Raw genomic sequence first — 14165 nt, forward strand, 5'->3', positions numbered from 1 at the left:
GTTCTATTGTAACGCTCTGAATGCCAATGACAAAACCACATTCACCTTCAATTCAGCTTAAGCCATGATATTATTTGCACGTTTAATATTAACCTCTGAAAATTATGGAGCCAGCAATGCGTTCATGGTTTAAAGCTTCTTGTATTCTGACAGCGATCGGTCTGACCGCATGTGCCGCATCCCCTACCGGACGAAACCAGATTCTGCTGTTTTCGAGCAACGACATGAGCAATTTAGGCGCTCAGTCTTTCACACAAATGAAGCAAGACACACCGATTAATCAAGACGCAAAAACTAATGCTTACGTGCAGTGTGTAGCCAACGCCATCACCGCTCAAGTCCCCAAGCAAGCGGGGTTCGAACAATGGGAAGTCGTGGTGTTCAACAGTGAGCAAGTGAATGCTTTCGCCCTGCCCGGAGGCAAGATTGGCGTTTACACCGGACTACTCAAAGTCGCGGTCAATCAAGACCAATTGGCAACGGTGCTTGGCCATGAAGTTGCACACGTACTTGCCAATCACAGTAACGAGCGCTTATCACAAACTCAGTTGGCAAGTGTCGGTTTGCAGGTAACGGATATGGCTATCGGCTCTTCAGCCTATGCTCAATACAAAGACATCACGATGGCCGCGTTGGGCGTGGGCGTTCAATACGGAGTGATCCTTCCTTACGGCCGATCTCAGGAGTCTGAAGCTGATATCGTTGGACTGGAGATCATGGCTAAAGCGGGGTTCGATCCACGCCAAAGCATCGAACTTTGGAAAAACATGGCAAAAGCGTCAAGAGGCAACCAGCCACCAGAACTGCTTTCAACCCACCCTTCGCACAGCACCCGCATTCAGGATCTGACTGCGATGATTAAAAAATTGCCGTCTTATTCTGTACCACATCCGCAGTGTGGCTGAGATAACTTAAGTCAATTGGGGTTATTTGCATCAAATCAATACAAATAACCCATTGATTTGCCGCGTTTGATGCAATACCCCTTTAAATCTTGTGCGTAAAGTGGATAATACGCGCTTACGAAATTTTACAAGGTGGGTATTATGTCTACTGAAGCAACGCTACTTGAACGCTGCGAATCTAAATGTGAACTCTGTTCTGCAGAGTCACCGCTAACTCCTTTTGTGGTTGCACCACACACGCAAATTACTGTGGATCACGCAGTGATGCTTTGCGATACCTGTAAAGGTCAAATCGAAGACCCAGACACAGTAGATGCAAACCACTGGCGCTGCCTGAATGACAGCATGTGGAGTCAGGTTACGCCTGTTCAGGTGTTGGCTTGGCGTCAACTGAAGCGCCTGGCGACTTCTGAAGGCTGGGCTCAGGATCTGGTCGAAATGATGTACATGGACGAGGAAACTCAGAAATGGGCAGAAATCGGCATGGACGATGACGCAGAGAAACCACTGGACGTGAACGGCGTTGAGCTGAAAAAAGGCGATGACGTAACCGTGATTAAAGATCTGCCAGTAAAAGGTTCCAGCATGGTGATCAAACAAGGTACTGCGGTACGCGGTATCGCACTGACCGATGATCCTAAACACATTCAGGGTAAAGTGAACGGTCAAACGATGTACATTATTGCGGAATACTGCCGCAAGAAGTAATTCAGAAAAAGCGCGGCTCCGGCCGCGTTTTCTTTATCTGTCATAAAGTGCCAATAAAAAAGCCGACATCACTGTCGGCTTTTTTGTGTTTAGCTTAGCGTGATAAACCAATATCACGTTGCATGTGGCTAGATAGTTCTGCACTGTAGTAGCTGCGAGTTTGCTGGGTATCAACAAACAGAATATCAACCAAATGTTTCATCAATCCTTTGAAGTTAACCGGGTAGGTTTTTTTATCCATAGAGGTTGGTGCTGTAACAGTACCCAAATGCATTGCTTGTGCCATGTGAGCCTCTCTTAAATAAATCGGTAACTTACTGTGTTGGCTCGAATATTAGGCAAGTTTGTTCGAATAAAAAAATGACAAAAATTGGCCATTCGGATTAGTTAAACTTATGAAACAAGGTGATAACAATCGCAAAAATACCCATTCAGAAATGACGCATTTTTAGTCAATTAAACTGCTACCATCAGCATAATTAACGCATGAGCATTTTAAATGGTCACAACCACATACAATTATTTTACATCTAAATATCTGAAAAAATTTGATCCGGAGATAAAACGGTGTTCACCGCCAAGTTGATACATCACTGGCAGTAAATGCGTCTCTAATCCTCTGATTTTACTTGTCTCAATCTAGTCTCGGCGTGACCTCTTATCATCGACGCAATCACCGCAGTCACCATGGTGAATAACAAAACCAACAAGGAGACAGGCGTTGGGATCTCCCAGGCAGATCCTACAAGTAACATTTTCACCCCAATAAACATCAGGATGAAAGATAACGCAGGTTTGAGGTAAATAAACTTATCCATCATTCCCTGAAGAACAAAGTAAAGAGACCGTAATCCAAGTAATGCGAACACGTTGGCAGCCAACACTAAAAACGGTTCCTGCGTCACCGCAAAGATGGCCGGGATAGAATCCAGTGCAAACATTACATCCATGAAGGCAATCACACCAACGACAATCAACATCGGAGTCGCCCACCAGCGATGGTTGTGGCGAATCCACAATGCATTGCCGGCATAACTGTCCGACACAGGGAAAATACGGCGAATCAAGCGTTCAGGAAGCGGGTTGATCTCTTCGTCACCGTTATCGCGCGCCAACTGGATACCCGTCCAAATCAAGAACAGAGCAAAGACATACAGTAACCAATGATATTTGGCCAACAGTTCAGCCCCTACCATGATCATGACGGCCCGCAGAATCAGAGCACCGATCACCCCCCACAACAGCGCGCGAGGCCGTAAATGCTCCGGTACCGCATACTGGTGAAAAATGATGGCAAACACGAACAAGTTATCGACGCTAAGTGATTTTTCCAGCAGATAGCCCGTCAGAAACGCAACAGTGGCTTTTTCTGCACTGTAATCACTGGCAGGCGCATAAAATTCCCAGCAGAAATAAATACTGACGGCGAAAGCAAAAGCAAGCACGAACCAAAACAGACTCCAGACGACTGCGCGCTTTAACGTCACCGATCCGCCTCGGGTTTGCCAAATATCGAGAGAGACTAAAGAAAGGGTCAGGATAGCGAATCCTGCATAGGTTATCGGGGTCATACAATCCTCCATAAGCGGAAGGATCGAAAACAGACACACCACGACACCTTCCGCATAGCAACGACCACTGCTCTAAAGCAGCGTTGAATGCGTTGGTCTCGTCGAAGCGGCTGATCTGTTGTTCAACAGTTCAGGCACTCATACTTGCCGGATAAGCCTAAGCTTAACGTGATGACGACAAGTAAACCGGTGGCGACTACTCCCCAAACAGGGCAATTCTATGCTCTCAGTTTCATCAGGTCCAGACCAAGATCAAAAAAGGAGCGATTCCCGCTCCTTTTTGTCAGATTCCGGCAAATGGCAGTATATAAACTAATGCTGACCATACCCCGACCCATGCTACGACAACTAACGTGTCCAGCCAGTCTTTACTCCACATCTTTTCCCCCTTCAATTTCCGAGTTGAGAAACTGAGACAAAAAAGAGTCAGCAAAGAGTATGCCAAGCTAGTTTAGCCCGTTTACCGCCAGTGATTTACCCGGTTGCAACAAATCCGGCTGCTCAGACAACGTCTCAATAAACGCATCCGCCATCGAAACCGTCGTGACAATCCCCTCGCCCTGCATGTTCACCAACGCGTCGTAACCCTCTTTGCCTTTCATGGTGTAGGCCGACGACGTACCGCAATAAATGCCATTAGGGTCAACGGGTTGCCACTGATTTTCTATGAAAATATGCAGTCGGCTGATACGCTGCCCCATCGGTTTTTCCGCATCATACTGGAACGACAGGTTGCTGGTGTACGGGTAACTGCCCGAACCAGTACCAGAAACGCCATTATTCGTCGCGTTATTGATTGCCCCTTCCAGCGTACTGGCAATGGTTTGCCCCGAGACTTTATACACACCGATCGGAACGGCAAACGGAAGCAGTTTTCCGGCAATATCGGCAACCGTCACTTCCCCCGGAAGAATCGAGGTGCGAACACCGCCTGCGTTGTGAATCGCAAACTGAACCTGATGACCCCGTTGGCGCATTGCATAGACAAATGATTTTGCCACCAGCGGTGCCAGTTCACTCGGGCCATCTTCATCAGGAATACGCACGTGACGCAGTTTCTCCGGCGCTTTCGCAATCACCTGGCTCTGCAGCTCACGTACGCGAGGGATGTATTTATTGATCAAAATCCCCTGCACTTGCGGATCTTTCTTACACACCACCACATTCGGGTGATTGTTAACATACTCACACGCCTGCAAATGCGCTGAATCGCTGCCCGCTTCATTCATGCTGGCATCCAGGAACAGACGTCGGCCCAGCAGCAGCTCGTTACGACCTTCGAAGTGCACGACTTTGCCGTTCTGGTCAAAGTCAATATGACAGTGTCCAAGCGCCAACGCATATAGCCCGGCCTGAACAACGTAAGCCCCGTTGATAAACTGACCGTATTCGTCTTCTTTCGAGAGCCCAAGCGCGCTAAAGTCGCCCTGCAGCACATGACTGTGTCCGCCCACAATCACACTGATGCCATCCACTTGCTCTGCGATCTCTTTGTCGACATCGTAACCTAAGTGGCTGACTAAAATAATTTTGTTGATACCTGCACGCTGAATCTCCGCCACGGTATTGCGAGCGGTCTGCAACGAATCGACAAACGGAGTGTCGATGTCCGGGTTGGCGATATCGGCCATTTTATCCAGTGATAACCCGAATATGGCCACTTCACTGTCATCGACAGATTTTGTCACCCAATTAGCACAACGGCGCGCAGCATCAAACGCTTTGACGTTGTTGTTGTCCGATAAACGATAAGTTTTGTTGGTGCGTTCAGCAGATAAGTCCCAGTTGCCCGCCAGCAACGGGAAATTGATTCGTTTGGCAAATTGAGCCACCGGCTCGTTGCCCATGTCCAGTTCATGATTGCCCAGCGTCATCGCATCAATACCCAACGCATTGAGCATGTCGGCATTGGCTTTCCCTTTAAACAGGGAAAAGTACAAGGTGCCCTGGAAACAGTCACCGGCATGAACAAACACGAAGCCCCGCTTCATACGTGCTGCATCGTCTTTGAGCTGTTGAATGCGTGTTGCGATGCGTGCGAATCCACCTGCACTCACGAAAGGGGTCAGCGTTTGGCCGTTGATGTCCAGTGTCAGTTGCAGGGAAGTCGGTTCGAAATAGGAGTGGGTATCGTTGATGTGTGCCAGAGTGACGGATGTAATCTCTTTTGTTCTTTTCATACTTTCTTTCTCTTTTCTTTCACTCTCATCCTAGCGCACCGATCATGACAGAATCGTGACTTTTATGAAATGGCTTTGAAAAGAAACTTAACGTATTTGATGTTTGTCACCCTTTACGCATCGGTAAAGATTCGGTATTGATCGCTGTAAGACACTGAATTTGTGATACATACATACTATTCTGTGAGTTAAGGTTCTGCCTTAGGCTTCTTTTTCCTTTATTCTTAAAGAAAACTCAACGCAGATAACCAAAAGGAAGTTGAGCCTATGCATTTAGAGCGAATAGAAGTATCTGGTTTTCGTGGCATTCGTCGTTTATCGCTCACTCTGGATGAACTCACAACGTTAATAGGCGAAAATACCTGGGGTAAATCTTCCCTGCTGGATGCGCTTTCAGTGATGTTACCGGCCAATGGCCAGCCGTATCAGTTTGAGTTGCAAGACTTTCACGTCGACTACTCCATCTCGCACCCACAAACTCAGGATATTCAGATCATCCTCAGTTTCGTCGCGTCCGATGCGAAAGAGCATCGTGCCGGGCGTTACCGCAATCTCAAACCAGTTTGGCGTGAAGACGACAACGGCCAGCACCGCATTATTTATCGCGTGAGCGGCTCGCGAGTGCAATACAATATCACCACCGATTACGCATTCCTCGATCTCGACGGAAATCCGATTCCGATTCATCATACTGAAGTACTGGCCAAAGAGCTGATGAGTCTGCATCCGGTCATTCGTCTGCGTGACTCACGCCAGTTTGATCGCCCGTTCGACAGCAAAAATGGCGTCAGCTCTCGGGTCGAAAAACGCATCAATAATACGGCTAGGCGTTTGATGGCCATTCCTGGTCACGTCAACAAAGGCGAAATGCGCAGCAGCTTAAATGCCATGCACGCTCTGGTAGAACACTACTTTTCGTTTAAAAGCCAGAGTCGAAAGAATCCTCGGCGCGAGCGCGAAAGTCTGGTGTATGGCTCCCCGGCCAACGAAAAAAGCCTGACGCAAATTGTTGATGAAACGAAGAATCGGCAAACTCGATTGCTGCTATTAGGATTATTGAATGCCTATCTGCAGGCAAAAGGCCCACATGAGCTGCGACGCTTTGCGCGTCCGATTCTCATCGTTGAAGACCCTGAAGGTCGTCTGCACCCCACTCACCTTGCCCGCGCCTGGAGCCTGCTCGAACTGCTGCCAATGCAGAAGATTCTGACCACCAACAGCGGAGATTTGCTTGGCTCTGTGCCACTGCATTCCATACGACGCTTAGTGAGAAAATCCGATAAAACAGTCGCGACCAGCATGCCGCTGAAAGGTTTGAGCCGTGACGAACTCAGACGCATTGGTTTCCACATTCGCTTTCATCGTTCGGGCGCGCTCTATGCGCGCTGCTGGCTATTAGTGGAAGGCGAAACGGAAGTCTGGCTGTTCAGCGAGTTGGCGCGTCAATGCGGCTACAACCTGGCAGCCGAAGGTGTACAAATTATTGAGTTTGCGCAATCAGGTTTGAAATCGTTGATCAAAGTCGCCAAAGCGTTTGGTATTGAATGGCACGTAGTGACCGACGGTGATGCGGCGGGTAAGAAGTACGCCGCGACAGTTCAAGGTATGCTTGGCCATGATCAGGAGCGTCACCGCTTAACAGAACTGCCTGACCGCGATATTGAACACTTCCTTTATTCACACGGCTTTGAGTTCTTTTTCAAAGACATGGTAAAGATCCCACATGATCATCCGATCCCGGCCAAAAAAGTCGTGACGAAGGTACTGAAGAAGCATGCTAAACCGGATTTGGCATTAGCTATTGTTTCACACTGCGAAGAGAATGGCGTTGATTGTATTCCGGTACTTCTGCGCTGGACACTGAAGCGGGTCATTACCATGGCCAATGGCAACACCTGATATCGCCACCGCATAAAAAAAGGCACACATTCCTGTGTGCCTGGTATCAATGCAGTTCAGAACAAAGGGACAGTCAACTGAACGCCAATATCAAATAAACTGATAATTCGATACAAATTAATCGGGGGTGTCTTTTCTCAGAAGCAAGAGGTAAGCCGAGCGCCGTTAGGCAACGTGCTCCGCTTTGTTTAACTCTTTTTTAAGATCGGACTGTTTTGATCGCTGATGCAGCCAAACGCCGCTCGATTTCATCAGGTAGCCAAACAGCCCACCCAAGAATAGTGAAGGAATGACGAGCTTCCAGTCGCCACTGGCGGCAAACGTCGCACATGAACCGATGAAGGTTCCAGGAATGTACGCGAGCCACTGTTTACTGGCCTGAATGCACATGAAAAATGCAACAACCGCAGTAATGACATACCCCAGGATTTCAATGCCAACGTAGTCAGAAGCTTCAATAATCACCATCGCCCAAAATACGCCGCTAAGATTGGTCAGCAGGCTTTCACCTAAACCTCTCAATCCGTCTTTCGGCGAGGCAAAGTAGCTGGTACATCCAAGAAAGCCAGCCCATGATAGTAGTCCAAGTGAAACGGCTACCCAGCCCCAAATACCCGACAGAATTCCTGTAGTCAGTGAAATAGCGAACAGTGTGCTCATAATACCCTCTGCGAAGTTTCCACCCCATAAGGATGGTCACATCAGTGAATCAAGCGAGAATACTAAGAGCTAAAACACACCTTTACCAGTGATAGTGATCACATTAAATATGCAAACTATAAATGAATATCATAAAAATCGTGACGCAAACGGTAAATCAACAGATTTAGGAAATATAAAACACCTATAGAACTGAAGGTCTTCCTTTCATCATTCGCAGCCCTTCCCGCTTTATGCACTCTGCTAACGGGTTCTCAGACATGTCCGCACGCCACACAAACGACAACGTCCGCTCCATATTCAATTCTGGCACATTCAGAGCGACAAGTTGTCCACTCTGAATATATCGCTCGACGTCCAGATAAGGCAGACACGTGAGATAAGAACCGTTTGCGACCAAGCTGCGCAGTACCGGTACATGCTCGTATTCACGCCATACGTCGAGATCGGCGATTAATTTGTGAATGGAGCTATCAAACGTTTTGCGAGTCCCTGATCCATGTTCGCGCAGAACCCATTTAGCCTGCTCCAACTGCGCCAGGCTGACAAAATCACGCTTGGCAAATGGATGATGGGCGGACGCGACAACCGTCAGATGGTCACGACACCACACTTCCTGATGAATTCGATTGTCATCACATCGTCCTTCAATAATGCCAAGATCATACTTGTAATCGAGAACCCCCTCGATAACCCCCTGAGTACTTTTCACACCCAGTTCAATTCGAATCTCTGGAAAGTCACTATCAATAATACTGATAAGGTCTGGAACTAGGTGTTCAGCGGGAGTTTGGCTTGCCCCCAAACGGATTTCTCCACTGAGTAAATGCTGGTCATAAAAACCCATTTCGATTTGCTGTGCGTCCTGCAGCAGCTTCTTGGCTTTAGGGCGCAGCCACATTCCCCAATGGGTCAAAGCCATCTGCTTACCCTGCCTTTCAAATAAAGGCCTGCCAAGCATTTTTTCCAACTGAGCTAAAGACATGCTAGTCGCAGATTGTGTCAGAGCAAGCTTATCCGCTGCTGCACTGACACTGCCACAATCAGCGACCGCTTCAAATACGGCTAATTGTTTCAATGAATATCGCACTGCTTTTCCTATGTGTTCTGTGATTGAACAGCTTGTCTATGCGCAAGCGGTTTCATTTTACTGGTTAAGTTTCTTATATCAATACAATTGATGTGGATAAGAAAAATTATCAATTTTACCTGTAGGGCTTCTGTCCCTAATCTGATTTCAACGCAGCACATAACGTGTTGTTTTAAATAAGGAGGTAATACATGAACATCAGTTGGGGGAGCGAATATGTCTGCAGCCTACTCTGAAAATCAAAATTATTTTTCGCCCTACGAAATGATGGCGGAAGCAGAGAAGTTCGCATTGAGCAAAGCAAAAAAGACCAGTGGCATGACACTCAGCCTTGCTGTCATGGCCGGTGCATTCATAGGACTGGCTTTCTTGTTTTACATAACAGTAACCACTGGCAGTGGAAGTGCCGGATGGGGTCTGAGCCGTTTGGCTGGTGGCCTGGCATTCAGCATGGGCTTAATACTGATTGTCATTTGTGGTGGCGAGCTCTTCACCAGCTCCGTGCTGTCCAGTATTTCCTGGGCGAATAAACAGATCAGCTTCGGCAAGATGCTGTCCATCTGGGGCAAGGTCTACGTGGGTAACTTTATTGGTGCGATGTTCTTGCTGGCATTAGTGAGCGCAGCGGGTTTATACCAGCTCGATCACGGCCAATGGGGCTTGAATGCACTGAACATCGCCCAGCACAAACTCCATCACACCATGTTGCAGGCCTTTGCGTTGGGTGTGCTGTGTAACCTGCTCGTTTGTCTCGCTATCTGGTTGACCTTCAGCTCGGCGAATGCGATGACCAAAGCAGCCATGACCATTATGCCCGTGGCGATGTTTGTCTCCAGTGGCTTTGAACACTGTGTCGCCAACATGTTCATGGTCCCACTGGGTATTGTTATCCATTACTTCGCGCCTGAAAGCTTTTGGCAGCAAGTGGGGATGAATCCGGCTCAATACGCCGACTTAAACGTTACACAATTTATCACCGCTAACCTCATTCCCGTTACGCTCGGCAACATTGTTGGTGGTGCAGTTCTGGTGGGATTGGCCAACTGGGCTATCTACCGCCGCCCTCATCTGAAAGTGGCCAGTGTTGCCACCATTACGGAAACCACCAATATCAAGTCACTGAAGGACGCTATGATGAAAAATACTCTAACTGTTAAAGACATGATGAATGCTCAACCTGTCACTCTGAGCGTAGAACAACCAACAGCAGTGGCTGTGGATACGCTGGTTGAACACCATTTAAATGCCGCGCCAGTGGTGGATGTTGAAGGTCGTTTGGTGGGTATTCTGTCCACACACGACATTATGGTTGATTTGTGGTGTCAGGATTACATTCCGGCAGACGAACAAAAAGTCGTAGACCTGATGACACGCGACGTGATTGCCATCGACGTCAACGACAAACTGGTCGATGTGGCTGAATTCTTCTGTATCGATAAAGAGCAGCTGTTCCCAACCACTAACATGGGCATAGCAACCCGCTTTAACTCTCTCTCACTCGAAGAGCGCGCGAAAAGTATGAAAGTCAGCAAACCGCATGTGCTGCCTGTTCTGGAAAACGGTAAGTTTGTCGGTGTGTTGGAACGCAATCATGTACTGGCAGCATTGAGACCGATTTACGGCGAGCGTCTGAGTGTCGTCGAAGAACAAGAACTGGCCCGCGCCTAATTTACAACACTAACAAGTCAGACGGCTAAGTAAGACAAAGCCCCCGTTGTCTCTAGAGACAACGGGGGCTTTCTTCTGTCAGAGCGAAAGAATTACTTCTTCACACCTTCGATGTACAGCTGCATGTCCGCGTAAGATGTCGGGCCCATCACCGCAATATCAAAATCTTTCAGTTCAAGACGAGTTGTGCCGCTAAAACCAGCGCGCTCACCGCCCCATGGATCTTTACCTGCACCGATGAATTCAGCATCAATAGTAATTGGCTTGGTGTGACCATGTAACGTCAGATCGCCCATCACTTCCAGTTTGCCATCACCTTTATCGACCACTTTGGTGCTGGTAAAGGTCGCTGTTGAGTATTTTGCAGCGTCAATGAAGTCTGAACTGCGAATGTGCTTATCACGCTCAGCATGGTTTGAATCCAGGCTGGTCGTATCAACCGTTACGCTTACTTTAGATGCAGCAACGTTTGCTGGGTCGTAAGAGAATTCACCGCTAAATGTATTAAAACGACCCATTGTAAAGCTGTAGCCGAGATGGCTAACTTTAAAGTTTACCGATGCGTGAGCACCTTTTGTGTCAATCACATAGTCCGCTGCGCTAGCGCCGAATGGCATTACCATTGCCAATGCTAAGCCCGATGCCAATAACGTCTTTTTCATTTTGATGCTCCTATCATTTTGCGTAGCGTATTATCTTGGTTTATAAAGTGGTGCTTCAAAGCAGCCGCAGCATGCAGTGCCGCCATCGCAATCAATGTCCACGCTGCATACTCGTGGATCAAACCTGCTAAGTCGGCTTGCCCTTCGAACAGCGCACCCGCGCCAGGAACGGTAAACCAGTTAAACACGTCGATACCACGGCCATCTTCTGTTGAAATCAAATAGCCTGATACAAACAGAATAATCAAATCTAAGTAGATAAAACCATGAGCTAATTTTGCTGATGCTTTTTCCCAGCTTGCCCCTTCAATCCTAGGTGACAACGTCACCAATTTCCACACAATGCGGAATATAGTCAGGGCAATTAGTAAGATGCCGACCGATTTATGCCAGTGTGGTGCCGTTTGGTACCATTGACTGTAATACGATAAATCGACCATCCAGATACCGGCAGCAAACATACCGACAACAACCACCGCTGACAGCCAGTGGATAAGCTGAGAAGTTCGGTTGTAATGGGTGACTTCTGTACTCATGATATTTCTCTCATTGGTAGTCAGTACAACAATAATCAACGGCAAGCATATCGGTTACTACATATTCGCAACAGAGTATTTACCAAGATTTACGCAGCGAATAGACGACTGGATTGATGAAGACGTTCGAATAATTTGAAGTGGCAGGTTAAAAAGGCGTTTTTAAAATTCACTTTCTTTTTCAATTTGATAGAGCTCATCAGCGATATCAAGCATTTTGCGCTCAACCACAGATTGGGCATCAGAGACACCTCGGTTATAGTAAAATGGCCCTATCTTATTTGTAACAAAATCTAACAGGAACCAGGCATCAAACTGCTCCAGCTCAATATCGAGCTCATCGGCACAAAACTTTTGCAGTGCAGAAGCCAGTTCCTCACGCTGTTGTTGAGTAAAAGATACGTCACTCATGGCAGGTTTCCTTCGGCGTTGTTGATAAGCGTGATCATTTTTCAGCCAATTATTCATCAGCACAGAGAATAAAGGTGTAAAAGATCAAGAAGTGGTCATTTGCCGCTAGTGGCAAACAGTAACTGTGATAATCTTACCTAGCTTTCGTAATGGAGAACAACGAGTTGTTACTGGACATCCTCACTCAAAGTGTCAATGAATTCCAGGCAGACTGCTTAAAGCTGTGTGAAAAGCACTACCCGACGATTCACAATCAGGGAATGAGTGAACATCATCTCGGCTTAGCCTTTGCCCGCCGTCTGGCACGTACGCTGACAGAATTTGGCCATCGCTGCGAATACGCGCCCATCGAATCGGTTTATCAGACAGAGCAACCCCACCATTACCGAATCAGCAGTGATGCCGGGACAGTTTGGGTTCTTACGCATCATATGGTCAGCGCAGGCAAAACATGCCGAGACAAACTTATGCGCGACATTACCCAATGGAAGCAGGAATACGGCTACGCCATTCAACCCAATGATTTGTTGCTGTTGTTGACGGATCACTGGATCAGCCGCAGCCAGAAAAGCCGCGAACTGCTGCATTGGTGGACCGGACAACTTCCCGATGAAATCGAAGATTACAACGCACAAGGCATCACACTGTATGAAAGCGAATCGCAACTGACTCAAGCTTTGGACACCTTTTTCAATATCAGCCCCTGCTATATTAAGTTTGGTCATCCGCTGAAACGCTCCAAAAATCAACAGTTGGTACGGAAATACATTCAGTTATACGCCGTCCTGCAATGGGCCTGATCCCTGAAAGAGCCGTGAAGCCCCCGACTTTCACGGCTTTTTTTCATCCGTCACATAAGCTTCATCTTGATGTCGCATAGTGTCAGCCAAAGCCACTGGATATGACACTGATGTGAAGAGCCTCAAGCGCTATCAATATGAACGATATGCAGTTTTATGTAATTTGGCCTATCCGCGCGTGTTCAAACAAACCAACTATGGGTTTGATCCCAACGGCCAGCGCATTGTTTATAACCGCTTTGGAAAAATCATGATGCGAGTGCTGTGGAGCAAACGCGATGACGAGGCGATCGTCGTCATCAAAGGCTCTCACTCTCTGGTCGACTGGTTGCTCAATTTGGGTATGTGGAAACGTAATACCAGGGAACTGGGACTCAGTTATCCGATACACGCGGGCTATCACTATCTGATCCATCAGGAAAGCTTACCGGGTTACAACAGTGACAAGTTGGGTCTTGCGGTTTACGAGCGATTGTTAAGTTATGTCGAGCCACTGATCGCCCAAGGCAAACAGATAACGATCACCGGACACTCATCAGGCGGTGCAATTGGTTGCGTACTCGCAGATATGCTGGAGCAACGATACCCAAAGCGCATAAAACGTGTCGTGACTTTTGGCCAACCAGCGATAGGCGGCTATCGATTTCACAAACACTATCGCCTGTCTCACCGCACTTATCGTGTGTGTTGCGATTTGGATATAGTGACCTTCTTACCGCCGATTCCGCTTTATTACTGGCACGTAGGAAAACTGCTCTGGCTCCATAATGGCAAGATCTATGAAAACACACCCACGTTTATTCGGTTGGGAAGATCTTTGGTTTCATGGTTAATACGGCCATTTTCCTATCATTTGATGAGCCGCTACATACGCAACAAAGATTTTTTTGATGAACGATGAAATGTATAAATTTGAACTTCGTCCCTATTTATCCGCAACTTACCTAATGATTACACAGCAACACTCGCCCCCTGCCACAGATGTAAGGCTAAAAAATCGTGAACATGACGTTATGTGATATGGCTCGACATGATTTAACTCTATGTAAACTAATGTGTTATTTCATAAGCCAGC

At 47.4% G+C, this 14165-nt stretch carries 14 protein-coding genes; 6 read left to right on the forward strand and 8 right to left on the reverse strand.

Annotated elements, in window-relative coordinates:
- Window positions 1–116 precede the first annotated feature (116 nt).
- Together LGV68_RS11900 and LGV68_RS11905 are read left to right on the forward strand one after the other, a co-directional pair.
- Complete coding sequence (locus tag LGV68_RS11900) at window positions 117–905, forward strand: M48 family metallopeptidase (RefSeq protein ID WP_252535252.1); 789 nt, start codon at window positions 117–119, stop codon at window positions 903–905.
- 141 nt (window positions 906–1046) lie between these two features.
- The gene (locus LGV68_RS11905) at window positions 1047–1613 is read left to right on the forward strand and encodes a PhnA domain-containing protein (protein ID WP_020328544.1); all 567 of its coding nucleotides are present in this window, start codon (window positions 1047–1049) and stop codon (window positions 1611–1613) included.
- A gap of 94 nt (window positions 1614–1707) precedes the next feature.
- On the opposite strand, the gene LGV68_RS11910 is transcribed toward LGV68_RS11905, so the two are convergent.
- The 3 genes from LGV68_RS11910 to LGV68_RS11920 form a co-directional block, all read right to left on the reverse strand.
- Window positions 1708–1899 carry a hypothetical protein gene (locus LGV68_RS11910; RefSeq protein ID WP_202660653.1) on the reverse strand — a complete coding sequence of 64 codons (192 nt, stop codon included), beginning with the start codon at window positions 1897–1899 and terminating at the stop codon, window positions 1708–1710.
- Window positions 1900–2224: 325 nt separating this feature from the next.
- A complete protein-coding gene (locus tag LGV68_RS11915; protein WP_252535254.1) occupies window positions 2225–3184 on the reverse strand; it encodes a TerC/Alx family metal homeostasis membrane protein in 960 nt (319 codons plus the stop codon).
- A gap of 446 nt (window positions 3185–3630) precedes the next feature.
- Window positions 3631–5364 carry a bifunctional UDP-sugar hydrolase/5'-nucleotidase gene (locus LGV68_RS11920; protein WP_252535256.1) on the reverse strand — a complete coding sequence of 578 codons (1734 nt, stop codon included), beginning with the start codon at window positions 5362–5364 and terminating at the stop codon, window positions 3631–3633.
- Window positions 5365–5631: 267 nt separating this feature from the next.
- On the opposite strand from LGV68_RS11920, the gene LGV68_RS11925 reads away from it, so the two are divergent.
- The gene (locus tag LGV68_RS11925; RefSeq protein WP_020328540.1) at window positions 5632–7263 is read left to right on the forward strand and encodes an ATP-dependent endonuclease; all 1632 of its coding nucleotides are present in this window, start codon (window positions 5632–5634) and stop codon (window positions 7261–7263) included.
- 165 nt (window positions 7264–7428) lie between these two features.
- Here the strand turns inward: LGV68_RS11925 and LGV68_RS11930 are convergent, their stop codons facing one another.
- Together LGV68_RS11930 and LGV68_RS11935 are read right to left on the reverse strand one after the other, a co-directional pair.
- Window positions 7429–7923, reverse strand: a complete 495-nt coding sequence (locus LGV68_RS11930) for a DUF1097 domain-containing protein (protein ID WP_032081888.1) — start codon at window positions 7921–7923, stop codon at window positions 7429–7431.
- Between the two features lie 184 nt (window positions 7924–8107).
- Window positions 8108–9013 carry a LysR substrate-binding domain-containing protein gene (locus LGV68_RS11935; protein WP_222751345.1) on the reverse strand — a complete coding sequence of 302 codons (906 nt, stop codon included), beginning with the start codon at window positions 9011–9013 and terminating at the stop codon, window positions 8108–8110.
- 216 nt (window positions 9014–9229) lie between these two features.
- Between LGV68_RS11935 and focA the strand changes: the two genes are divergently transcribed.
- Window positions 9230–10681: a formate transporter FocA gene (focA, locus tag LGV68_RS11940; RefSeq protein WP_020328537.1), complete on the forward strand. Its 1452-nt coding sequence runs from the start codon at window positions 9230–9232 to the stop codon at window positions 10679–10681.
- A gap of 92 nt (window positions 10682–10773) precedes the next feature.
- Here focA and LGV68_RS11945 read toward each other — a convergent pair whose 3' ends face one another.
- The 3 genes from LGV68_RS11945 to LGV68_RS11955 all read right to left on the reverse strand — a co-directional run bounded on the left by LGV68_RS11945 (window position 10774) and on the right by LGV68_RS11955 (window position 12290).
- A complete protein-coding gene (locus tag LGV68_RS11945; RefSeq protein ID WP_020328536.1) occupies window positions 10774–11343 on the reverse strand; it encodes a YceI family protein in 570 nt (189 codons plus the stop codon).
- Entirely contained in the window at window positions 11340–11879 is a 540-nt protein-coding gene (locus LGV68_RS11950; protein WP_252535258.1) for a cytochrome b, read from the reverse strand. The genes LGV68_RS11945 and LGV68_RS11950 overlap by 4 nt, the downstream gene beginning before the upstream one ends.
- A 162-nt stretch (window positions 11880–12041) precedes the next feature.
- Complete coding sequence (locus LGV68_RS11955; protein WP_020328534.1) at window positions 12042–12290, reverse strand: DUF2164 domain-containing protein; 249 nt, start codon at window positions 12288–12290, stop codon at window positions 12042–12044.
- A 164-nt stretch (window positions 12291–12454) separates the two neighbouring features.
- Here LGV68_RS11955 and LGV68_RS11960 point away from each other — a divergent pair, with 164 nt between their 5' ends.
- Window positions 12455–13090, forward strand: a complete 636-nt coding sequence (locus tag LGV68_RS11960) for a hypothetical protein (protein WP_222764269.1) — start codon at window positions 12455–12457, stop codon at window positions 13088–13090.
- A gap of 112 nt (window positions 13091–13202) precedes the next feature.
- Window positions 13203–13991, forward strand: a complete 789-nt coding sequence (locus LGV68_RS11965; RefSeq protein ID WP_143682843.1) for a DUF2974 domain-containing protein — start codon at window positions 13203–13205, stop codon at window positions 13989–13991.
- Window positions 13992–14165 lie beyond the last annotated feature (174 nt).

Source organism: Vibrio sp. LQ2, from assembly GCF_023920125.1.
Lineage (GTDB): Bacteria > Pseudomonadota > Gammaproteobacteria > Enterobacterales > Vibrionaceae > Vibrio > Vibrio fluvialis.

What these genes read in the sequence shown, in the direction of transcription:
- focA (WP_020328537.1), top strand. Translation starts at nt 9,230, where the DNA reads ATGTCTGCAGCCTACTCTGAAAATCAAAATTATTTTTCGCCCTACGAA.
- LGV68_RS11930 (WP_032081888.1), bottom strand. Translation starts at nt 7,923, where the DNA reads ATGAGCACACTGTTCGCTATTTCACTGACTACAGGAATTCTGTCGGGT.
- LGV68_RS11925 (WP_020328540.1), top strand. Translation starts at nt 5,632, where the DNA reads ATGCATTTAGAGCGAATAGAAGTATCTGGTTTTCGTGGCATTCGTCGT.
- LGV68_RS11915 (WP_252535254.1), bottom strand. Translation starts at nt 3,184, where the DNA reads ATGACCCCGATAACCTATGCAGGATTCGCTATCCTGACCCTTTCTTTA.
- LGV68_RS11955 (WP_020328534.1), bottom strand. Translation starts at nt 12,290, where the DNA reads ATGAGTGACGTATCTTTTACTCAACAACAGCGTGAGGAACTGGCTTCT.
- LGV68_RS11910 (WP_202660653.1), bottom strand. Translation starts at nt 1,899, where the DNA reads ATGGCACAAGCAATGCATTTGGGTACTGTTACAGCACCAACCTCTATG.
- LGV68_RS11950 (WP_252535258.1), bottom strand. Translation starts at nt 11,879, where the DNA reads ATGAGTACAGAAGTCACCCATTACAACCGAACTTCTCAGCTTATCCAC.
- LGV68_RS11900 (WP_252535252.1), top strand. Translation starts at nt 117, where the DNA reads ATGCGTTCATGGTTTAAAGCTTCTTGTATTCTGACAGCGATCGGTCTG.
- LGV68_RS11920 (WP_252535256.1), bottom strand. Translation starts at nt 5,364, where the DNA reads ATGAAAAGAACAAAAGAGATTACATCCGTCACTCTGGCACACATCAAC.
- LGV68_RS11945 (WP_020328536.1), bottom strand. Translation starts at nt 11,343, where the DNA reads ATGAAAAAGACGTTATTGGCATCGGGCTTAGCATTGGCAATGGTAATG.
- LGV68_RS11905 (WP_020328544.1), top strand. Translation starts at nt 1,047, where the DNA reads ATGTCTACTGAAGCAACGCTACTTGAACGCTGCGAATCTAAATGTGAA.